This is a genomic window from Embleya australiensis, from assembly GCF_051903075.1.
Classification (GTDB): domain Bacteria; phylum Actinomycetota; class Actinomycetes; order Streptomycetales; family Streptomycetaceae; genus Embleya.
The window spans coordinates 293,453-317,545 of sequence record NZ_CP182422.1 but is presented as its reverse complement, the minus strand read 5'-3'; the positions used below and the strand labels follow the sequence as shown (position 1 = coordinate 317,545).

The 24,093-nt window shown below is 73.0% G+C and carries 5 protein-coding genes; all 5 read left to right on the top strand.

Translation table 11 applies throughout. The features are described 5' to 3' along the window. Positions 1 to 31: 31 nt before the first annotated feature. Positions 32 to 9,514 carry an SDR family NAD(P)-dependent oxidoreductase gene (locus ACMXN5_RS01220; protein WP_439673574.1) on the top strand — a complete coding sequence of 3,161 codons (9,483 nt, stop codon included), beginning with the start codon at positions 32 to 34 and terminating at the stop codon, positions 9,512 to 9,514. 15 nt (positions 9,515 to 9,529) lie between these two features. Continuing rightward, positions 9,530 to 12,430 carry an aminotransferase class III-fold pyridoxal phosphate-dependent enzyme gene (locus tag ACMXN5_RS01215; RefSeq protein WP_439673573.1) on the top strand — a complete coding sequence of 967 codons (2,901 nt, stop codon included), beginning with the start codon at positions 9,530 to 9,532 and terminating at the stop codon, positions 12,428 to 12,430. A 68-nt stretch (positions 12,431 to 12,498) separates the two neighbouring features. Beyond that, positions 12,499 to 14,010 (top strand): DHA2 family efflux MFS transporter permease subunit, encoded by a 1,512-nt coding sequence (locus ACMXN5_RS01210; RefSeq protein WP_439673572.1) that lies wholly within the window; start codon positions 12,499 to 12,501, stop codon positions 14,008 to 14,010. Between the two features lie 253 nt (positions 14,011 to 14,263). Further along, the gene (locus ACMXN5_RS01205) at positions 14,264 to 15,466 is read left to right on the top strand and encodes an acyl-CoA dehydrogenase family protein (RefSeq protein ID WP_439673571.1); all 1,203 of its coding nucleotides are present in this window, start codon (positions 14,264 to 14,266) and stop codon (positions 15,464 to 15,466) included. 258 nt (positions 15,467 to 15,724) lie between these two features. Next, a complete protein-coding gene (locus ACMXN5_RS01200; RefSeq protein ID WP_439673570.1) occupies positions 15,725 to 24,082 on the top strand; it encodes a type I polyketide synthase in 8,358 nt (2,785 codons plus the stop codon). Positions 24,083 to 24,093 lie beyond the last annotated feature (11 nt).

The following is a 24,093-nucleotide window of genomic DNA, read 5'->3' as shown; positions in this document are numbered from 1 at the left end:
TTCGCGTCCGTACGGAAGGGGGCTGCCCGGGATGTCCAACGAGCAGAAGCTGCGCGAGTATCTGAGGCGCGTCACGACGGACCTCCAGCGCGCCCAGCGCGAGCTGCGCGACGCCGAGGCCGCCGCCCGGGAGCCGATCGCGATCGTCGGCATGGCGGCCCGGTTCCCCGGTGCCGCCAACGCCCCCGAGGAGCTGTGGGAACTGATCCGTGGCAGTGGGGAAGCCCTCACGGATTTCCCGAGCGATCGAGGATGGGATCTCGACCGGCTGTCGGACCCCGACCCCGACACACCCGGAACCACCTACCTCACCCGGGGCGGCTTCCTGGCCGGCGCGGGGCGGTTCGATGCCGAGTTCTTCGGGATCTCACCGCGCGAGGCGGCGGCGATGGACCCGCAGCAGCGGGTGTTGTTGGAAACCTCGTGGGAGGCGTTGGAGAGCGCCCGCATCGACCCGACGTCGATGCGGGGCAGCTCCACCGGCGTCTTCGTCGGGGTGATCCCGCAGGAGTACATGCCGCGCGCGGGGGAGACGCCCGAGGAGTTGGAGGGCTTCGTCCTCACCGGCGGCACCACCAGCGTCGCGTCGGGCCGGATCGCCTATGTGCTCGGCCTGTTGGGACCGGCGGTGACGCTGGACACGGCGTGCTCGTCGTCGCTGGTGTCGATGCACCTGGCGGAGCAGTCGCTGCGCAGCGGGGAGTGCGACCTCGCGCTGGCGGGCGGCGCCACCGTGATGTCCGGGCCGAGCGTGTTCGTGGAGTTCTCCCGACAGCGCGGGTTGGCGCGGGACGGCCGCTGCAAGGCGTTCGCCGCGGCGGCGGACGGCACCGGATTCTCCGAGGGTGTCGGGGTATTGGTCCTGGCCCGATTGTCCGAGGCGCGGCGGCGCGGGTTGCCGGTATTGGCGCTGGTGCGGGGCAGTGCGGTGAACTCCGACGGCGCGTCCAACGGCCTGACCGCGCCGAACGGGCCGTCCCAGCAGCGGGTGATCCGGCAGGCACTGGCCAACGCCGGTCTGTCCCCCGCCGAAGTGGATGTGGTGGAGGGGCATGGCACGGGAACACGGCTGGGAGACCCGATCGAGGCGGACGCGCTGCTGGCCACGTACGGACGGGCACGTACGCCGGGGTCCGACGAACAGGCGTTGCTGCTGGGCTCGGTGAAGTCGAACATCGGCCACACCCAGGCCGCGGCGGGCGTGGCCGGGGTGATCAAGATGGTCATGGCCATGCGGGACGGGGTGGTGCCCAAGACGCTGCACGTGGACGAGCCGACACCCGCGGTCGACTGGTCCGCCGGGACGGTCGAGGTGGTGACCGAGTCCCGTCCGTGGCCGACGACGGGTCGGCCGAGGCGGTCGGCGGTGTCGTCGTTCGGGATCAGCGGGACCAACGCGCACGTGATTCTCGAACAGGCCCCCGTGGACGAGCCGGTGGCGGCGACCGAGCCGGCCGAGGCGCCGGGGACGGCGTTGCCGGTGGTTCCGGTGGTGGTGTCGGCGCGCTCGGCCGAGGCGTTGCGGGCGCAGGCGGAGCGGCTGATGCCCGTGGTCGCGGGTGGCGCGTCGCCGGCGGATGTGGGGTTGTCGGCGGCGGTGTCGCGATCGACGTTCGAGCACCGCAGTGTGGTGCTGGCGGGCGACGCGGATGAACTTACGGCCGGTTTGCGGGCGTTGGCTGCGGGCGAGTCGGCGGCCGGCTTGGTGTCCGGGGTCGCCGGCGAGGGACTCACGGCGTTCCTGTTCACCGGTCAGGGCGCGCAGCGCGTGGGCATGGGCCGGGAGTTGTACGAGACGTTCCCGGTGTTCGCGGCGGCGTTCGACGAGGTTTGTGGTCACTTCGACACGCTGCTGTCCGGGTCGTTGCGAGATGTCGTGTTCGGGCACGGCGAGGGGCTGGACCGGACCGGGTGGACGCAGCCGGCGTTGTTCGCGGTCGAGGTCGCGATGTTCCGGCTGCTGGAATCGTGGGGCGTACGGCCCGACTTCGTGACCGGGCATTCGATCGGCGAATTGGCCGCCGCGCATGTTGCCGGGGTGCTCGATATGGCCGACGCCTGTGCGGTCGTGGCGGCGCGGGGCCGGTTGATGCAGGCGTTGCCGGCCGGCGGGGCGATGGTCGCGGTGCGGGCCGCCGAGGCCGAGGTACGCGAACTGCTGCGCGGGCATGAGGACCGGGCCGGGGTCGCGGCGGTCAACGGGCCGACGTCGGTGGTGATCTCCGGCGCCGAGGACGTGGTCCTCGCGGTCGCGGACGCCCTGCGCGAGCGCGGCCACAAGACGAACCGGCTCACCGTCAGCCACGCCTTCCACTCGCCCCTGATGGACCCCGTACTCGACGCGTTCGCCACGGTCCTGGACGGTGTGGTGTTGGCCGAACCGTTGATTCCGATGGCCGCCGACACCGCCGAGGTGCGCTCGGCGCGGTACTGGGTCGACCACGTCCGCGAGCCGGTGCGCTTCGCGGAGCACATCGCCCGCCTGCGGGAGCAGGGCGTCACGCGGTTCCTGGAGATCGGCCCCGACGGTGTACTGACCGCATTGGGCCCGGAGACCGCACCCGACGCGAGATTCGTCGCCTTCCAACACCGCGACCGCCCCCAGAGCCGTACCGCGCTCACCGCACTCGCACACCTGCACACCCACGGCCTCACCGTCGACTGGCAACATTTGTTCGCCGACACCGATGCCACCCTCGTCGACCTCCCCACCTACCCCTTCCAACAGCGCCACTACTGGCTGCCGGACTCGTCCTCGGGCGATGTCGTCTCGGCCGGGCAGGTGGCGGCCGGCCATGCGATGTTGGAAGCCGTGGTGCGCGTCGCCGGTGCCGACGAGGTGGTGTTCACCGGGCGGTTGTCCGTGCGGACGCACCCCTGGGTCGCCGAACACGAATTGGGCGGACGGGCGTTGGTGCCCGGCACCGCGTTGCTCGACATGGCGATCCGGGCCGGGGACGAGGTCGGCTGCGCCGGTGTGGCCGAGATGGTGGTCACCGCGCCGCTGACCCTCCCCGAGTCGGGTGGGGTGCGGGTGCAACTCGTGGTCAACGAGGCGCAGGACGGCGGGGAGCGGCCGTTCGCGATCCACTCCTGCCCGGAGGACACGTCCGGCGAGGAATGGACCTGCCATGCCACCGGCCTGCTGGCCGGCACGGCCCCCGAGCCGGACTTCGAGCTGAGCGAATGGCCGCCGGCCGGGGCTCGACCCGTGCCGGTGGACGGGTTCTACGACCGGCTCGCGGAGCACGGCTACGTCTACGGCCCGCTGTTCCGGGGGCTGCACACGCTGTGGCGCCGCGACGGCAATGCAGGGGCCGAGTTCTTCGCCGAGGTCGCGCTGCCGGAACACGCCGAAACGGCCCGGTTCGGGATCCATCCCGCCCTGTTCGACGCGGCGATCCACCCCCGGGTGGTGGCCGCGATCGCCGACGCGGGTGAGGACTTCACGCTGCTGCTGCCGTTCGTGTGGAACGGGATCAGCCTCTACGCCACGGGCGCGACCGCACTGCGGGTACGAGTCCTGATCGACGACCCGACCGACGGGACGTCCTGCCGGGTGCAACTCGCCGACCGGGCCGGACAACCGGTCGCCGAGGTGCGCTCGGTCGAGGCCCGTCCGGTGTCGACCGACCGGTCGGCCGCACGGGACGAGACCGCCGGCTCCCTCTTCGAGGTGGAATGGGTTTCCGTCGAGCCGACCCCGACGGAGCCGACCGGGCGCTGGGTTCTGCTCGGTGCGGCCGACGGCGCCATCGAGGACGCACTGCTCGTCGAGCACCACGAGACGTTGCGGGAGGCGGCCGGGGCCGACGTGGTGGTCGCCGCATACACCGCGCCCTCGGGCGACGGCGACGTTGTCGCGTCGGTGCACGACACGACGGTCCGGGTCTTGGATCTCCTCCGGGAATGGTCGGCCGACGACGGGTTCCTGTCGAGCCGCCTGGTCGTGGTCACCCGTGGTGCGGTGGCGACCGATGCCGCGCCGGACCTGGTGGGCGCCGCCCTGTGGGGCCTGTTGCGGTCCGCGCGGGTGGAACACCCCGACCGGATCGTGCTGGTGGACGTCGACGACGACCCGGCCTCGCTCGCGGTCCTGCCCGCCGTCCTGGCGTCCGGCCACGACGAGGTCGCGGTGCGCGCCGGTGCGGTGACGGTACCCCGTCTGGTGCCACAGCCCGTGCCGGCGGACGCCGCCCGGCCGGTGCCCGCGCCCGACGGCACGGTCCTGGTGACCGGTGGGACCGGTGCGCTGGGCGCGTTGTTCGCCCGACACCTGGTCACCGAGTACGGGGTCCGGCACCTGGTCCTCACCAGCCGCCGGGGGCAAGCCGCACCGGGCGCGGGCGAGTTGGTCGAGGCGCTCAACGAACTCGGGGCCACCGTACGGATCGCCGCATGTGACGTGGCCGACCGGGCCGCACTCGCGGCGATCCTCGACACGATCCCCGCCGAACACCCGCTCACCGGCGTCGTGCACACCGCCGGCGTGATCGACGACGGCATCCTCACCGCCCTCACCCCCGAGCGCGTCGATACGGTGCTGCGGCCCAAGGTCGACGCCGCGTGGCACCTGCACGAGCTGACCCGCGAGCACCCTCTGACGATGTTCGTGGTGTTCTCCTCGCTGGCCGGCACGCTGGGCAACGCGGGACAGGCCAACTACTCGGCGGCCAACCACTTTCTCGACGCGCTCGCGTACCACCGCCGGGCCCACGACCTGCCCGCGGTCTCGCTGGGCTGGGGGTTGTGGGCCACCGAGGGCGGCATGCAGGCCGGCGGCGCCGACCAGGTGCGGCGGAGCGGCCTGCGGGCGATCACGCCGGAGGCCGGGCGGGCGCTGTTCGACCGGGCCCTGGCGGCGAACCATCCGGTGACCCTGCCCGCCCGATTCGACCTGCGCACGTTGCGGGCCGGGTCGGCGCCGATCGTGTCGATGTTGCGGAGCCTGGTCGGGCGTCCGGCACGCCGCGTGGTGCGGCCGGGCGCGGCCGATCAGCGGGCCCTGGCCGAGCGGCTGGTCGCGTTGCCGCTGCGGGAGCGGCAGGAGCAGGTCGTCGACCTGGTCCGGGCCGAGGTGGCCGCGGTGCTCGGGTTCGGCGCGGGCGAACGGATCGGCGAGAGTGTGCCGTTCCGCGATCTCGGCTTCGACTCGCTGACCGCCGTCGAGTTGCGGAACCGGCTGTCCGCGACCACGGGACTGCGACTGTCGCCCGGGGTGGTGTTCGACTATCCGACGGTCGCGACGCTCGCGGAACACGTGGTGTCCGAGTTGAGCGGCGATGTGCCCGCCTCGGCCACGGCCGTCGCCGCGTCGGTTCCCGGGCCCGGCGGCGCGAACGAACCGATCGCGATCGTCGGCATGGCGTGCCGTTTCCCCGGCGGGGCCGGGACGCCCGAGGAGTTGTGGCGGCTGGTCGTGGACGGCGTGGACGCGATGTCGGACATACCGGATGACCGGGGTTGGGACATCGCTCGGTTGTGGGATCCGGATCCGGACAAGCCCGGCACGTTCTATCCGCGCGCCGGCGGATTCATCGACGAACCCGCCGGGTTCGACGCCGGCTTCTTCGGCATCTCGCCGCGCGAGGCGCTGGCGATGGACCCGCAGCAGCGGTTGTTGCTGGAGACCTCCTGGGAGGCCCTGGAGAGCGGCGGCATCGACCCGCAGTCGTTGCGCGGCAGCGATACCGGCGTCTACACCGGCCTGACCGCACAGCAGTACGAGGCGGGCGCCGGGACGGTCGAGGAGGGCGTCGAAGGGTATCGGCTGACCGGCTCGACCACGTCCTTCGGATCCGGCCGGATCTCCTACGTCCTGGGCCTCGAGGGCCCGACGATGTCGATCGACACGGCGTGCTCGTCGGTGTTGGTTTCCGTGCACCTCGCCGCCAACGCCGTGCGCAGCGGCGAGTGTGCGCTGGCCCTGGCGGGCGGTGCGACGGTGATGGCGCAGCCCATCGGCTTCATCGAGTTCTCCCGGCAGCGCACGTTGTCCCCCGACGGCCGGGCCAAGGCGTTCGCCGAGTCCGCCGACGGGACCGGATGGTCCGAGGGCGTGGGCATGTTCGTTCTGGAACGCCTGTCCGACGCTCGACGCAACGGGCACCCGGTGCTCGCGCTGATCCGGGGCAGCGCGGTGAACTCCGACGGTGCGTCCAACGGCCTGACCGCGCCCAACGGGCCGTCGCAACAGCGGGTGATTCGGCAGGCGTTGGCGAACGCCGGTCTCGCCGGGTCCGACGTGGACCTGTTGGAAGCCCACGGGACGGGTACCAGGCTCGGCGACCCGATCGAGGCCCAGGCCCTGTTGGCCACCTACGGCCGGGACCGGCCGGCGGATCGGCCCCTGTGGCTGGGTTCGGTCAAATCGAACATCGGGCACACCCAACACGCCGCCGGAGCCGGTGGGTTGATCAAGGCGGTCCTGGCCATGCGGGACGGTCTGATGCCGAAGACGCTGCACGTGGACGAGCCGACGTCGGCGGTGGACTGGTCGTCCGGGGCGATGCGGTTGTTGACCGAGGCGCGCCCGTGGCCGGACGTGGACGGGCCGCGTCGGGCCGCGGTGTCGGCGTTCGGGATGAGCGGTACGAACGCGCATGTCGTGCTGGAGCAGGCTCCCGAGGAGCCGGTCCCGGCGGAGGCCGAGGTGTCCCTGCCGGCGGTGCCGTGGGTGTTGTCGGCCAGGTCGCCGCAGGCGCTGCGGGCGCTGGCCGATCGGCTGTCGTCGCTGTTGCACGCCACGGATGACGCGGACGCCGCCGCGCCGAGTCCGCTCGACGTCGGGTTCTCGCTCACGGCCCGGACCGGGTTCGAGTACCGCGCGGTGCTCGTGGTCGGGGAGGTCGCGGAGGCACGGGCCGGGCTGCGGGCGATCGCCGAACCCGAGCACGAGGCCGCGCCCGGACGGGACGTGCCCGCCGCCGCGGACGGGCGCACCGCATACCTCTTCACCGACCGCCCCGCGTCCGGCCCGGATCGGGACCTGTACGAGACGTGGCCGGTGTACGCCCGGGCGTTCGACGCCGCGCTCGCCGAGGTCGACGGGGAGGACCGGTTCGCCGCCGAGGTGGCGCTGTTCCGTCTGGTCGAGTCCTGGGGCATGAGCTTCGGCTGCGTCGCCGGGACCGGCGTCGGTGAGCTTGCCGCGGCGTACGTCGCCGGGGCGCTCTCGACGCCCGACGTGCGTCGGTTGCTGGTCGATGGGCGACGGGCCGGTGGGCAACGGGTCGAGGTGACCTTCGGGGAGCCGCGCATTCCGGTGGTGGCGTTGCGCACCGGCAAGCCGCCGACCGCCGCCGACGCGCCGGGCTCGCCCGGAACCGAGGGCGCCGCCGCTGCCGAGCGGTGGATGGCCGAGCAGCGGGTGACCCGCATCGTCGAATCGGGCGGTCCCGGACGGGTGTTCCGGCGCTCGGTGGCGCTGCTCCCGGACGGCCGGTCGCAGGTGCGCGCCGTGCTCGACGGGATCGGCGAACTGTTCGTGGCCGGCGCGCCCGTCGACTGGTCGGCCGTGTTCGCCGGCACCGGCGCGCGCCGCATCGCCCTGCCCACCTACCCGTTCCGGCACGAGCGGTACTGGCCGGCCGCGCCCGAACCCGCCGAGGGCACCGACGCCGGCACCGCATCGCTGTTCGAGCTGCGCTGGACCCCGGTCGCCGCGCCGGCGGACGACGAGCCGGAGAGCCTGCTCGCCCTGCTCGGCGACGATCCCGCCGGCCTGGCCGCGGTGGCGCCGTTGCGATTCGGCGACGTCGAGGAGGCCGCGACGGCCTTCACCCCGTGGGACGTACTGCTGGTGCAGCCGTCGACCCCGGAGGATCCCGCCGCCGACGGCCCGGCCGAGGTACATCGTGCGGTGGCCCGGGCACTCGACGTGGCGCAGTCGTGGCTGGCCCGGGAGAACCTGCCGGACAACCGCCTGATCGTGGTGACCCGGGGTGCGATGGCCGTCGAGGCCGGGGAGGACGTCCCCGACCCGGCCGGCGCCGCCGTGTGGGGCCTGCTGCGCTCGGCCCAGGCGGAGCACCCGGATCGGATCGTGCTGGTCGACCTGGACGACGACCCGGCCTCGGCCGACGTGCTGTTCATGGCGGCCCAGACGGCAGAGCCCCAACTCGCGGTGCGCGGCGGGCTGTTGCTCGCGCCGCGGCTGATGCCGTCGACGTCCGTGCCGGATGTGGTCCCGCCGACCCCGGTGGCGGGCGGCACCGTGCTGGTCACCGGCGCCGGCGGGCCGCCGGCCGCGCTGTTCGCCCGACACCTGGTCACCGCGTACGGGGTGGAACACCTGGTGCTCGCCGACCCGAACGGGCCCGACTCGCCAGCCACCCGACTGCGGGACGAACTGGCCACGCTCGGCGCCTCGGCCACCGTGGTCGCCTGCGACCCGGCCGACCGCGAGGCGGTACGTGCGATGCTCGCGGACATCCCGGCCGAGCACCCGCTGACCGGGATCGTGCACACCGAAAACGTGCTGGACGACGGCGTGTTCACCGCTCTGACCCCGGCGCGCGTGGCGGCCGTGTCGCGGCCCAAGGTGGACGGCGCCCGGAACCTGCACGAGCTGACCGTCGACGCCCCGCCCGCGCTGTTCGTGCTGTGCTCCTCCGTGGTCGGCATGCTCGGCAGCCCCGGCCAGGCCAACTTCGCCTCGGCGAACGCCTACCTGGACGCGCTGGCGACCCGACGCCGGGCCGCCGGACTGCCCGCCGTGTCGCTCGCGTGGGGCCGGATGGTGGCGAGCGCGCAATCCGGCCTGCGGGTGATCGCCGAGGACGAGGCGTGCGCGCTGTTCGACGCCGCGCTCGCCGACGGGCACACCGTGCTCGCGCCCGCCCCGCTCGACCTTCCCGCGCTGCGCCGCGACGGTGCGCAGGTCCCGGCGGTGTTGCGGTACCTGGTGCCGCGCGACGAGCGCCGGACGGCGAACACCGAGCCGCCGGCCGACCGGTTCGCCGCGATGAGCCGCGCCGAGGCCGAGGCGTTCCTGCGAGACCTGGTGCGCACCGAGGCCGCGGGCGTGCTCGGTCACGCGGCGCCGGACCGGTTGCAGTGGGAGGTGTCCTTCCGGGACTCCGGCTTCGACTCGTTGTCCGCCGTGCAGTTCCGCAACCGGCTGGGGGAGCGGACCGGTCTGTCGCTGCCGACCACGCTGGTCTTCGACTACGCCTCACCGGGCGTACTCGTGGACCACCTCCTCGAACGGCTCGCCGTCACCGATGGAGTGGACCGGCGCGTGGCACTGGCCGAACTGGACCGCCTGGAGGCGGTGCTGATGGCCGTGCCGATCGAGCCGACGGACGACGAGGACACCGGGCACACCGAGATCGCCGCCCGCCTGAACACCATCCTCGCCCGCTGGAACAGGGCCCGGACCGACGCCCGTTCACTCGCCCCCGGCGCCGGCGCGATCGACCCGGCCACCGCGATCGAGACCGCGACCGAGAACGAGATCTTCGACTTCATCGACCGGGAACTGGGCCGCTCCGCCGCCAACCCGCAACGCTGACCACAAGGAGACACGGTGAACGCACCCACCCGCTACGCCGAGGCCCTGCTGACCGGAATGCTCGGCACCTTCGGTCTGGACGTCCAGTACGTCCGGGCCGAGCGCAACTCGCTGTACTACCTGGACGACACCGGCACCGAGGTGCCCGTGCTCGACCTGATCGGGGGTTGGGGCTCGCTGATGCTCGGGCACAACCATCCGGAGATCGTGGCGTACGCGAAGGAACTCCTCGACACCGGTTGGCCGGTGCACTCCCAGCACTCCGCGCACCCGGTCGCCGACCAGGTCGGCGCGGTGCTCAACGGCATCCTGGGCCGCGAATTCCCCGGCGCCGAGCCGTATTCGATCGGCTTCGCGAACAGCGGTGCGGAAGCGGTCGAAGCGGCCGTCAAACACTGCGAGTTCGACCGCGTGTTGCGGATGCAGAGCCTGGTCCAGGAGATCGAGTGGCACGCCGACGTCGCGCTTCGCGCGGTGAGCGACGGAAGCGCGGCGCTACCCGACGACACGTCGCTGCTGCCCGGCGACGTGCCGGTGCCCACCACCGTCGAGGAGTTCGCCGGAGTGCTCGGCGCGATGGCCGCGCACAACCTCTCCCGCGCGGGCACCGGCCCCGTGTTCTTCGCCCTGGAGCGGGCCTTCCACGGAAAGCTGATGGGCAGCACCCAGTTCACCTACAACCCGCTGTTCCGGGCGGCGTTCGCGGCACTCGGCTCGACGGTGACCTTCGTGCCGCCCAACGACGCGGCGGCGTTCGACAAGGCCGTCGCCGAACACCGGGTCACCGTGCTCGACGTGGAGGTGGTGCACGGCCGGGCCACCCTCGTCGAGCGGGCCTTCCCGGTGATCGCCGGCCTGATCGTCGAGCCGATCCAGGGCGAGGGCGGAATCCATGAGCTGACCGAGGAGTTCGTCGCCCGCGTGCGCCGGATCTGCGACGAGGTCGAGTGCCCGATCGTGGTCGACGAGATCCAGACCGGGATGGGGCGCACCGGCCGGTTCTTCGCGAGCAGCCACATCGGACTGCTGGGCGACTACTACGTGTTGGGCAAGTCGCTCGGCGGCGGCATCGCCAAGTCCTCCGCGTTCCTCGTGCGACAGTCGCGCTACCGGCCCGAGTTCGAGCTGGTGCACAGCTCCACGTTCGCCAAGGACGGCTTCTCCACGGCGCTCGCGCTGCGCACCCTCGACCTCCTGGAGGCCGACGGCGGGGCCGCGTACGAACGGGCCGCCGAGCGCGGCGAGCGCATCCTGAACATGCTGCGCGAACTGGCCGCCGAATTCCCCGACGTGGTGGCCGACGTGCGCGGACGCGGGCTGCTGATCGGGCTGGAGTTCGCCGACCAGAGCAACGCGTCGTCCCCGATCATCCGGGGCAAGGCACAGGCCGGGCTGCTCGTCTTCCAGCTGGGCAGCTACCTCCAGGCGGTGCACCGCATCCGCACCGGCCCCACGGCCAGCGTGCCGACCATGTTGCGGATCGAGCCCTCGATCTACATCAGCGACGAGGAGATCGATCGGCTGCGGACCGGCCTCACCCAGGTCTGCCTGATCCTGCGCAACCAGGACGCACTGCCGCTGGTACACCCGCTCACCGGCGCCGGCGGCCGGCCGCCGCGCGTGGAGAGCGCGGACTTCCGGCCGCGGCGAGGCGATTCGGCCGTGCAGGCCGAGTCGGACGGACAGGCCACGCCGCCCGAGCCGGCCGACCGCCGCGTCGCGCTGATCGGCTACCCGCTGACCCCGGACCTGCTGCGGGAGGCCGACCCCTCCCTCGCCGACCTGGACGACGAACACCTGCTCGGCTACCACCGACGGTCCGAACTGCTCAAGGACCTCCCGGCGTTCGCGCCGATCCGGTTCGACTCGCCGCAGGGCACGTCGGTGGACCTCATCGTCCACCCGCTGCTGGTGTCCTCGCAGCAGTTGCGGGAGTACCAGGTCTCCGGGCAGACCTTCCTGATCGGCCTGGACCTCGACCGCCGGGTGCGCGCGGCGAAGGTGGACGGCTGCGACACCGTCGGCCTCGGATTCGGCCTCGGCGCGGTCGCCGGCCACGGTCGCGCGCTGCGCGTTCCCGGGATCACGGTGACCGCCGGCAGCGCGCTGGTGGTCGGCTCGGCGCTGGCCGCCGTCCGGCACGCCGCGACGGAGCGCCTGGGCGGGTTCGCCGGATCGACGGTGGCGGTCGTCGGCGCCGGCGGCCGGATCGGCTCGGCGCTCGCCGTATCGAGCGCACGCGAGGCCGCCGTGATCGTGCTCGTGGGCAGCGGCCGGTCCGGCTCGGCCGATCGACTGCGCGCCACGGAGCAGTGGATCTACCAGGAGGCGTGGGCGCGGATCGCCGCCGGCGACGCGGCGACGGGCCTGGCGGCGGCGCTGGCCGCGGAGCCGCTGATCACCGGCTGGCTGGCCGACGGGCGCGCCGCCGACGAGCCGAGCGGAGCCGCGATCGCCGCCCACCTCGCCGAGGCGCACGACGTGAACCCGTACGTCGTGGTCACCGACGACCTGCTCTCGGTGCGCCGGGCCCAGGTGGTCTTCGCGGCGCATTCGAGCCCGGTCCCCGTGCTCGACGGGACACACCTCGCGGACGGCGCCGTGCTCGGCGACGTGTCCTTCTTCGGCACCGGCGCCGAATGCGCCGCGACGGTCGGCCGCGACGACCTGCGATACGTACGCGCCGGCGTGCTCTTCGTATCCGACGGGGCCGAAGTGCCGCGTGCCCTGGGCATCTCGCCGAACCCCGGTGAGCTGCTCGCGGGTGTGGCCGAGGCCGTCACGCTCGCGTTGTCCGGCGACGGCGGACCCGCGGGCGACGGCGGACGCAGCGGCGCCGGCGCCCTCACCGGTGAGCGGGTGCAGGCGATGGTCGACCTCGCGCGGCGACACGGCTTCGAGACCGTCACCCCCTGAGAACCGCCGGATACGGCTCGCCGGACCATCGGCCGATGGTCCGGCCCGATCAACAGAAGGTACGCGGAATGTCAGAGTCAGCAGATTCCGAGTCGAAAGTGGCGGCGGAGGGCACGCCGGATCTCCACTACACCAACCGCTGGTTGATCCTGGCGGTGATCGGTCTCGCCCAGATGACGATCTTCCTGGACACGACGGTCGTCAACATCGCGCTGCCGTCGGCGCAGGCGGATCTGGGCTTCGCCGACGGGGACCGCCAGTGGGTCGTCACGGCCTACGCGCTCGCCTTCGGCAGCCTGCTCCTGCTCGGCGGCCGACTGGTCGACCTCGTGGGGGCCAAACGCTCGCTGATGATCTCGATCGTCGGCTTCGGCGTGATGTCGGTCCTGGGCGGCGCGGCCAACGGCTTCGCGATGCTGGTGACCGCACGCGCGTTGCAGGGGGCGTTCGCCGCGCTCGTGGCGCCGGCGGCACTGTCCTTTCTGCTGACCGTGTTCAAGGATCCGAAGGAACGGGTCACCGCGTTCGGGGTCTACGGCGCACTGGGCAGTGGCGGGCTCGCGCTCGGCCTTATCCTGGGCGGCGCGTTGACCGACTGGCTGGACTGGCGCTGGTGCCTGTACGTCAACGTGATCCTGACCGCGGTCGTCTTCGTCGGCGCGCTGCTGACGATGCAGAACCGGCAGGCCGCGCAGCGCCCGGAACGGCTCGACCTGCCCGGCACGGTGACCGCCTCGGTCGGCCTGTTCTGCCTCGCCTACGGTCTGTCCAACGCCGCCGACGGCGAATGGGGCGGCGCCGACGTGTGGGGCTACCTGGTCGGGAGCGGGTTCCTGCTCGTCGCGTTCGTCGTGTTCGAACTGCGGTCGCGCACACCGCTGTTGCCGATCCGGATCGTGCTGCATCGCAACCGGGGCAGCGCCTACCTGGCGATGTTCCTGCTCGGCGTCGGGTTGTTCGTGCAGTTCCTGTTCCTGACCTACTACCTGCAACTGATCCTGAAGTTCACCGCGATCGAGAGCGGCCTTGCGTTCCTGCCGATGATCTTCGGCATCGCGATCGGCGCGACTACAGTCCCGCCGGTGCTCGAACCCAAGCTCGGCGCGCGCATCCTGATCCCGGCGGGCCTGCTCCTGGCCGCCGTCGGGTCGTTCTGGCTCAGCCGGCTGAGCACGGACAGCTCGTACGCCGCCGGCGTACTCGCCCCGTCCTTCATCGCCGGCATCGGCTTTGGCCTGGTGGTCTCGCTCGGCGCGGCGGTGGCCACGGTCGGGGTCGAACCGCAGGACGCCGGCGCCGCGTCGGCACTGGTGAACACCGTGCAGCAGGTGGGCGGTTCGATCGGTACCGCGCTGCTGAGCACGCTGGCGATCACCGCGGCGGACTCGTTCGTCGAGGGCAAGGAGAAGACGGCGAAACTGGCCGCGGAGGCGTCCGTGGAGAGTTATACGACCGCCTTCTTCTGGGGCGCGATGGTCTTCCTCGGCGGGGCGATCGTCTGCGGCCTGCTGTTCGACCGCTTCGTGACGGCGCAGACCGACCCGGAGATCGAGGAGCCGGCCACGCCGGTCGGCGCCTGATCGGTTTCGCCGCACTGTTCGGGCCGCACTGATTCGCTGTTCGATTCGCCGCGCTGATCGAGTTTCTCGCGCGACCGTCTACCGGTCGTCCTGCGGTACTGGTTCCCAGTACCAGGGGGGCGACCGGTTTTTGGTTTCGAGGCGCTGGGATCGGCCGGCCGCAGGGGATTGACTCGACCGTGAGACGCGGTGCGTGAGCCCGCCCCGATCGGGGCCCGGGCCCGCCGGCGACCCCCGATCGCAGGAGGATTTCGTGACAACTGTGACCAGTGAGCGGGCGGAGGAGACGGCCGCGCCCTCGGTCGACCCGGCCGAACTCGTGACCCGTGCCCGCGAACTCGCCCCGCTGATCCGCGAGCACGCGGCGAAGACCGAGGAGGACCGGCGGCTCGCCGAGGAGGTCGTCGTCGCGCTGCGCGACGCCGGGCTGTTCCGGCTCACCACGCCGACCCGGTTCGGCGGCTACGACCTGCGCATGCCGGAGCTGCTGACGATCGTCGCCGAGGTCGGCCGGGCGTGCGGCTCGGCCGCCTGGAACCTGTCCATCGACACCGCCTCCACCCGGTTCGCGCTGAACGGGATGCCGGAGACCGCGCTGTCCGACATGTTCGAGGGCAACCCCGACGCGTACGTGATCTCCACGGCCCACCTGAGCACCACCAAGGCGTGGAAGACCGACGGCGGGTGGCGGATCACCGGCACCTTCCCGTGGAGCTCGGGCTGTGAGATCGCCGACTGGGCCTACATCCCGGTCGTGCACGTGTACGACGGCGACGAGCAGACCGCGGAACTGGTCGGCGGCGTCGTGCCGATGAGCGACCTGAGGATCGAGCGCACCTGGCACTCGGCCGGCCTGGGCGGCTCCGGCACGCATACGGTCGTCGCCGAGGACGTGTTCCTCCCGGAGCGGCACGCCGCCGCGTTCAGCCTCACCGACCTCGTCGGCGAGGACGAGCGGGACAGCATGCTCGTCCAAGGCAGCGCGCAGTCGCTCGCCGCGATCGTCGGCGCGGCACGGGGCGCGCTCGAGGTCACCCGGGGCGCGCTGGACAAGAAGCGGCCGATCACCTACGTGAACTACGAGGCGGCCGTGGACGCGCCGTCGGTGCAGATGTGGTTCGGCGAGGCCACCCACCTGGTGGAGACCGCCGAGTTGCACCTGCGCGAGATCGGCCGCTCGCTCGACGGGATCCCGGAGACCGCGCCGATGCCGTGGGCCGAGCGGGCCCGGCTGCGCATGCACCAGCGCTCCGCCCAGGAGAAGTCGCGCGCGGCCGTGGAGCGCATGCTCGACGTGGTCGGCGGCAGCTCGTTCGCCCTGTCGAACCCGCTCCAGCGGCTGTGGCGGGACATCTCGGTGATGAGCCGGCACACCGCGCTCAACGCGCCGATCATCCTGGAGGACTACAGCCGCGCGGCGCTGGACATCCACCCGGCGGTCACCCTCCTCTACTGAGGGATTCGTCGAGGCAATCGCCGGGGGATTCGCCGAGGGATTCGGCGACGGATTCGGATTCCATCGAAGTAGATATCGAATGCGTCGGTATTGCTCGGCGACCGGGAGGGTCCGGTGGCCGTCGGGCAATACCGACGTTGTCTTTGGGAATGTGGTCCGCCCGGAATTCCCCTGTTGGTTTCGCTCACCAGATTCGCCGGCGCACTTTGGGCCGGAGGAACAAGCCGTTCCGCGGGTACACGGCGTTGACTGGGGAATATGAGACGGATCGCCGTGGTCGGGTTGGCTTGTCGGTTGCCTGGGGCCGGCGACGGCCGCGCTTTCTGGCGGTTGTTGCGGGACGGGACGGACGCGATAGGGGAGGCTCCCGAGGACCGCCTGCGCGGCGCGGAACCTCCGCACCGCGTCGGCGGGTTCGTGGCCGACATCGACCGGTTCGACGCCGCCTTCTTCGGGATCTCGCCGCGCGAGGCGGCGGCGATGGACCCGCAGCAGCGGCTGATGCTGGAACTGGCCTGGGAGGCCCTGGAGGACGCGCGGATCGTGCCCGCCCGCCTGGCCGGCGGCGACACCGGGGTGTTCGTCGGCGTCATGTGGGACGACTACGCGGCGCTGCAGGACCGGCTCGGCGCGGCCGGGATCGACCGGCACACGATGACCGGCACCCGCCGCTCCATCATCGCCAACCGCGTCTCCCACCACCTGGGCCTGCGCGGCCCGAGCCTGGCCGTGGACACCGCGCAGTCCTCCTCGCTGGTGGCGGTACACCTGGCCTGCGAGAGCCTGCGGCGCGGCGAGTGCACGACGGCCGTCGCCGGCGGGGTGAACCTGAACATCCTGGCCGAGACCACACTCGGCGCGGCACGGTTCGGCGGCCTGTCCCCCGACGGTCGGTGTCACACCTTCGACGCCCGCGCCAACGGCTTCGTCCGCGGCGAGGGCGGCGGCGCGGTGGTGCTCAAGCCGTTGGACGCCGCGCTCGCCGACGGTGACGACATCTACTGCGTCGTCTCCGGCGGCGCGATGAACAACGACGGCGCGGGCGAGGGCGAACACACCGGCCTCACCGTGCCGAGCCGGTCCGCCCAGGAGGAGGTCGTGCGCCAGGCGTACCGGCGGGCCGGCATCACCCGGCGCGCCGTGCAATACGTGGAACTGCACGGCAGTGGTACGAAGGTGGGCGACCCGATCGAGGCCGCCGCGCTCGGCGCCGCGCTGGGCGGCCGGGTCCGCCGGCCCGGCGCGCCGCTGCGGGTGGGTTCGGTCAAGACCAACATCGGCCACCTGGAGGGCGCGGGCGGGATCGCCGGGCTGCTCAAGGTGGCATTGAGCATCCGCCACCGGATGTTGCCGCCGAGCCTGCACTTCGTCGCGCCGCCCCCGGAGATCCCCCTCGACGAGCTCGGCCTGCGGGTGCAGACCGCGCCGACGCCGTGGCCGCAGCCGGACCGGCCGCTGGTGGCGGGGGTCAGCTCGTTCGGGATGGGTGGCACCAACTGCCATCTGGTGTTGACGGAAGCACCGCTCCCGGTCTCGAAGATCGGTTTCTCGATCGGTCGGCCGCCGGCGGGGGGCGCGGTGGCGTGGCCGATCGCGGGCCGTACCGCCGCGGCGCTTCGGGGTCAGGCCGACCGGCTGTCCACGTTCCTCGCCGAGGAGGTGTCGTCGGCCGCCGACATCGGCCGCTCGCTGGCCACCACCCGGACCGCCTTCCGGCACCGCGCGGTCGTGGTCGGCGCCGACCCGGCGGAACTACGGCGGCGCCTGGCCGAGTTCGCCGCCGGCGCGGCCGTCGCGGGGGTGGTCGAGGGGCAGGCCGCGGCGACCGGAAAGGTCGTGTTCGTCTTCCCCGGTCAGGGCGCGCAATGGGCCGGGATGGCGCTCGAACTCATCGAATCGGTCCCGGAGTTCGCTGCCTCGATCGGGGACTGCGAGCAGGCCTTCGCACCGCATGTCGACTGGTCGCTGCGCGAGGTGTTGGGCGATCCGACCGCGCTGGAACGGGTGGACGTGGTCCAGCCCGCGTTGTTCGCGGTGATGGTGTCGCTGGCCCGGTTGTGGCGCTCGTGCGGGGTCGAGCCGGCCGCCGTGGTCGGACACAGCCAGGGCGAGATCGCCGCCGCGTGTGTGGCGGGGGCGCTCTCGCTCGACGACGCCGCGCGGGTGGTGACGTTGCGCAGCCGGGCCCTGTGCGGGCTCTCCGGCGGCGGTGCGATGGTGTCGGTGCTGCGGTCGGCCGACGCGGTGCGCGAGCGGATCACCGAGTACGGCGGCGCGGTGTCGATCGCGGCGGCGAACGGCCCGTCGTCGGTGGTGCTTTCCGGCGATCCCGACGCGCTGGACGCGCTGATCGCGCGGTGGACCGAGGAGGGCGTGGAGACCCGACGGATCGCGGTCGACTACGCGTCCCATTCGGCGCAGGTGGAGCAGATCCGCGAGCGGCTGCACACCGTCCTCGACGGGATCCGGCCGATGCCCTCGTCCGTGCCGTTCTACTCGACGGTGACCGGCGACCTGCTCGACACCACCGAACTGGACGCCGCGTACTGGTACCGCAACCTGCGGCGGACCGTGGAACTGGAGCGGGCGACCCGGGCGCTGATCCGGGACGGACACGGCGTGTTCGTCGAATGCAGCCCGCACCCCGTGCTGCTGCCCGCGCTGCGGGACACGATGGAGCAGGGCGGGACCGGCTCCGGGGCGGTCGCCGGCTCGCTGCGCCGGGGCGAGGGCGGGCCGGCGCGATTCCTCACCTCGCTCGCCGAGGTGCACGTGCGCGGGGTCGAGGTGGACTGGCCCCGCGTGTTCGCGCTGCGCGAGGCGCGTACGGTGGCCCTGCCCACCTATGCCTTCCAGCGCGAGCGCCACTGGCTCACCGAGTCCGCGGTTCGGGCCGTCGCACCCGACGCGGAGCCTGCGGTGACCGGTCCGGCCGGGGTCACGGCCGTGATCCCGGCCGGACCGGAAATGCTCGGCCTGGTGCGGTCGATCGTCGCGGTCGTGCTCGGCTACTCGGGCGGCGACGCGGTGGATCCGGACAGTACGTTCAAGGACCTCGGGGTCGACTCGTTGTCGTCCGTGGAACTGCGGGACCGGTTGGGCGCGGCGACGGGGCTCGTGCTGCCGGCGGGGTTGTTGTTCGGGTATCCGACGGTGTCGGAACTCGCTGCGCACCTGCGGGCGTTGGTCTCCGGCGACGAGCGGTCGAGCGATGCCGGTGAAACCGTGTCCGACGGCGACGAGCCGATCGCCATCGTCGGGATGGCGTGCCGGCTGCCCGGCGGAGTCGCGTCGCCGGAGGACCTGTGGCGGCTCGTGACGGAAGGGACCGACGCCGTCACGGAGTTCCCCGACAACCGGGGCTGGGACCTCGACCGGCTCCACGCCACCGACCCGGACCGGGCGGGCACGTCCTACACCCGGCACGGCGGATTCCTGCACGACGCGGACCTGTTCGACCCGGAGTTCTTCGGCATCTCGCCGAGGGAGGCGCTGGCGATGGATCCGCAGCAGCGTCTGCTCCTGGAGACGTCCTGGGAGGCGCTGGAGCGGGCCGGCATCGATCCCGTCGGCCGGCGCGGCACATCCGTGGGGGTCTTCGTCGGGGCGATGGCGCAGCACTACGGCCCGCCGCTGCACGCCGCGCACGCCGAGTCGGACGGGTATCGGCTCACCGGCAGCACGATCAGCGTCGCGTCCGGTCGGATCGCCTACACGCTGGGCCTCCAGGGGCCCGCGGTCACCGTGGACACCGCGTGCTCCTCGTCGTTGGTGGCGCTGCACCTGGCGGCGCAGGCGTTGCGGGCGGGGGAGTGCTCGTTGGCGCTGGCCGGCGGGGTCGCGGTGATGTCCGGTCCCGGCATGTTCGTGGAGTTCAGCCGGCAGCGCGGGTTGGCCGAGGACGGCCGATGCAAGGCGTTCTCGGCGGGCGCGGACGGTACCGGATGGGCCGAGGGTGCCGGGATCGTGGTGCTGCAACGATTGTCGGACGCGCGGCGCGACGGGCACCGGGTGTTGGCCGTGGTCCGGGGCAGCGCGATCAATCAGGACGGTGCGTCGAATGGGCTGACCGCGCCGAACGGGCGCGCCCAGGAGCGGGTGATCCGCCGGGCGCTGGCCGGTGCCGGGATGGCCGCGACGGACGTCGACGTGGTCGAGGCACACGGGACCGGGACGACCCTCGGCGACCCGATCGAGGCCGAGGCCCTGGCGGCCACATACGGGCGCGGCCGGGCCGCGGACCGCCCGCTGCTCCTGGGCTCGCTGAAGTCCAACATCGGCCACGCCCAGGCCGCCGCCGGGGTGGCGGGCGTGATCAAGACGGTGCAGGCGCTGCGGCACGGCGTGGTGCCGAGGACGCTGCACGCCGACGAGCCGAGTTCGCATGTGGACTGGGCCGGCGGGGGACTGGAGTTGGCGACCGAGACGCGCGAGTGGCCGTCGACCGAACGGCCGCGCCGAGCCGCGGTGTCGTCGTTCGGGATCAGCGGGACCAATGCCCACGTGATCCTCGAACAGGGCGAGCCGCAGGCGGGCTCGGGGCCGGTGGGCGAGTCGGCACGCGCATCGGAGGGTGCGCAGGCCGCGAGGAGCGGGCGGGCACCGGAGCCCGGGTGCGATGCGGCGGAACCTGTGTGCGATGTGACGGACTCCGTGTGCGCTGCGCCGGGGGGCTCCCGTGCGCGCGTGCTCCCGTGGGTGCTCTCCGCGAGCAGCGAGGACGCGCTGGCGGCGCAGGCCGACGCGCTGCTGTCCTTCCTGGACGCCGATCCCGACGCGGACCCGGCGGATGCCGGCTTCTCCCTGGCCACCGCCCGCTCCGGCCTGCCGCACCGCGCCGCCGTGATCACAGCCGACCCGGCCGCGCGCCGTCTGGGCCTGAGCGCACTCGCCACCGGCGCGGACACCCCAACCCTCGTGCGCGGCAGCGCGCGGGCGTCGGGCGGCGTGGTCTTCGTCTTCCCCGGCCAAGGCTCCCAATGGGTCGGCATGGCCACCGAACTTCACGACGACGCACCCGTGTTCGCCCGTTCGATGCGGGCCTGCTCGGAGGCGCTCGCGCCCCATGTGGACTGGAACCTGTTCGACGTGTTGCGCGACCCCGCCGCGCTGGAGCGGGTGGACGTGGTCCAGCCCGTTTTGTTCGCGGTGATGGTGTCGCTGGCCGCGCTCTGGCGTTCCTACGGGATCGAACCGGCCGCCGTGGTGGGCCATTCGCAGGGCGAGATCGCCGCCGCATGCGTTGCCGGTGCGCTGGACTTGGCGGACGCGGCCAGGGTCGTCGCGCTGCGCAGCAGGGCCATCCTGGCGCTGTCCGGCGCGGGCGGCATGGTCTCGGTCGCGCTGTCCGAGGACGAGGTGGCCGTACGTCTGCGCCGCCACGCCGGTCGGCTCTCGACGGCGGTGGTCAACGGCCCGGGGGCGGTCGTGGTCTCCGGCGACGTGGACGTGCTGGAGCAGCTGATCGCCGAGTGCGAGGCCGCCGAGGTGCGGGTCAAACGACTTCCGGTGGACTACGCGTCCCATTCGGCGCAAGTAGCCGCAATAGCTGATGAACTGGCCAAGGTGCTGGCGGATACCGCTCCGCACCCGTCCGTGATCCCCTTCTACTCGACGGTGACCGCCGGCCCGCTGGACACCACCGCCCTCGACGCCGGCTACTGGTACCGCAACCTCCGCGAACAGGTCCGCTTCGCCGAGACCGTCGACGTGCTGGCCGAACGCGGGCACTCGTTGTTCGTCGAGGTCAGCCCGCACCCGGTACTCACGTCGGCGATCGGGGACGTGGCGGAACACGCGGTGGCCGTAGGCTCGTTGCGCCGCGACGAGGGCGGCATCGCGCGTTTCCTGTCCTCGCTGGCCGAGGCGTACGTACGCGGAGCGGCCCCCGACTGGCGGGCCGTCTTCCCCGACGCGCGGCGGATCGACGTGCCCACCACGGTGTTCCGCCGGCGCCGCTTCTGGCTCGAACCGACGCCCGAGGGCGGCGCGGCGGACGTCGCGGCGGCCGGACTGGTCTCCGCAGGGCACCCGTTCCTTGGCGCCGTGATCGAACTGCCGGACTCCGGAGGTGTCCTGCTCACGGGCCGGCTCTCCCGCCGGACCCACCCCTGGCTGGCCGACCACGGTCTCGGCGACACGGCCCTGCTGCCCGGCACCGCGTTCGTCGAACTGGCGATCCGCGCCGGCGACGAGGTCGGGTGCGACCGCTTGGCCGAACTCACCTGCGAGGTCCCGCTGGTGCTGCCGGCGCACGGCGGGGTGGACCTCCGGGTCACGGTGTCCGAGCCGGACGGGTCCGGACGCCGACCGTTGGCCGTCCACGCGCGCCCGGGCGACGGTTCCGGCGACTGGACCCGGCACGCGAGCGGGCTGCTCGACCACGGCCCGGCCGAGGAGTTCGACCTCACCGCCTGGCCGCCGCCCGGCGCGGTCGCGGTCGACTGGGACGGCGACTACGCGCGTTGGACGGAGCTGGGCTACCACTACGGCCCGGCGTTTCAGGGCCTGCGCGCCTGGTGGCGACGCGGCACGGAGATCTTCGCCGAGGTCGCGCTGCCGCCGGGAATCGAGGCGGACGCGGGCCGGTTCGGGCTGCACCCGGCCCTGCTGGACGCCGCGCTGCACGCCGTGGTCGGCGACGCCCCCGACACCCGCCTGCCGTTCTCCTGGCAGGGCTTGTCGCTGCGGGCCGGCGGCGCGACCGGCCTGCGGGTGTGGATCACACCCGACGGCGAGGACACGGTCACACTGCGGCTCGCCGACGGCACCGGAGCGCCGGTGGCGTCGGTGGAATCGCTGGCCCTGCGGCCGATCCCGGCCGGCACGCCGATCACCGGGCCGGCCGACGCGCTGTTCCGCGTGGACTGGATCGAGGCCCGCCTGCCGGAGGCCGCCCCCGAGAGCGGCCCGTGGGCGCTGATCGGCGCAGACGACCTCGGGCTCGGCGGGCCCACCCACCCCGACCTCGACACGCTCGCCGCCGCCGGGCCCATCCCGGACCTGGTGCTCGCCCCGCTGACCGGCGAGCCCACCGCCGCCGGCGCGCATGCCGTGGCCGGCCGCGCGCTGCGCCTGATCCAGGACTGGCTCGCCGACGAACGTTGTGCCGCGTCGAGGCTGGTCCTGCTCACCCGCGACGCGATGGTCGTGGAGTCCGCCGAGGCGGCCGCAGCGGGGATGGCGGGCGCCGGCGTGTGGGGCCTGGTGCGCTCGGCCCAACGCGAACACCCGGACCGCTTCGTCGTCGTCGACCTGGACGGCCACGAAGCCTCGACCACCGCGCTGCCCCTGGCCCTGGCCGGCGCGGAGCCGCAACTGGCCCTGCGCAAGGGGCGTTCGTTGATCCCCCGGCTGGCCCGGGTCACCGGGACATCCGCGCCGCGCCCCGACCTCGCGGCGGGCACCGTACTGATCACCGGCGGCACCGGCACGCTCGGCGCCCTGTTCGCCCGCCACCTGGTCGCCCACTACGGCGTGACCCGCCTCCTGCTGGCGGGCCGACGCGGGCCGAACACCCCCGGCACCGCCGAACTCGTCGCCGAACTGGCCGAGTCGGGCGCCACCGCGACCGCGGTCGGCTGCGACGTCGCCGACCGGGACGCGCTGGCCGCGCTGCTGGCGTCGATCCCCGCCGAACACCCGCTGACCGGCGTCGTGCACGCCGCCGGCCTGCTCGACGACAGCGTGATCGAGGCCATGCGCCCCGAGCAACTGGCCCGCGTACTGCGACCGAAGGTCGATGCGGCGCTGAACCTGCACGAACTGACCCGTGAACTCGACCTGTCCATGTTCGTGCTGTTCTCTTCGGTCGCCGGCACCCTCGGACTGCCCGGACAGGCCAACTACGCCGCCGCCAACACCTTCCTGGACACCCTCGCCCAACACCGCGCCGCCCACGGCGTGCCCGCCCTCTCGCTCGCCTGGGGACTGTGGGCGCAACCCGGCGGGATGACCGGCCGCCTCGCCGACACCGACCTGAGCCGGCTGCGCCGCGCCGGCGTGGCCCCGCTGACCTCGGCCGACGGCCTGGCCCTGTTCGACGCCGCGATCTCCTCCGGCGCCGCCCTGCTCGTCCCGGCCCGGATCGACCAGGCCGCGATCCACGCACAGGGCCCGGTACCGGCGCTGCTGCGCGGCGTGATCCGCGAACGGGTCCGGCGCGCGGAGGCGGCCGTCGGCACGACCGCCGACGTCGCCTCCCTGGCCGACCGCCTGGCGGGAATGCCCGACGCGGACCGCGCCGAGGCGCTGCTCGACCTGGTCCGCGAACACACCGCCACCGTGCTGGCCCACGGCACCCCGGGCACGATCGCCCCCGGTCGCACCTTCAAGGAACTCGGATTCGACTCGCTGACGGCGGTGGACCTGCGCAACCGACTCGGCGCGGTCACCGGACTGCGTCTGCGCGCCACGCTGGTCTTCGACTACCCGACCCCGTCGGCCCTCGCCGGCCACCTCGGCACGGCACTCGCCCCGGCGAAGCCGGCCGCGCGACCCGGGCGACCCGGGCGACCCGGGCAACCCGAGCAACCCACCCTGCCCGTGCCCGAGTTGAGCGGGTTGGAGCTCGACGAACTGTTCGACCTCATCGACGGCGAACTCGGCCTGTCCTGAGAACTCGGCCC

Excerpts from the sequence above, each read along its gene's own strand:
- ACMXN5_RS01220 (WP_439673574.1), top strand. The coding sequence starts at position 32 with ATGTCCAACGAGCAGAAGCTGCGCGAGTATCTGAGGCGCGTCACGACG.
- ACMXN5_RS01210 (WP_439673572.1), top strand. The coding sequence starts at position 12,499 with ATGTCAGAGTCAGCAGATTCCGAGTCGAAAGTGGCGGCGGAGGGCACG.
- ACMXN5_RS01200 (WP_439673570.1), top strand. The coding sequence starts at position 15,725 with ATGAGACGGATCGCCGTGGTCGGGTTGGCTTGTCGGTTGCCTGGGGCC.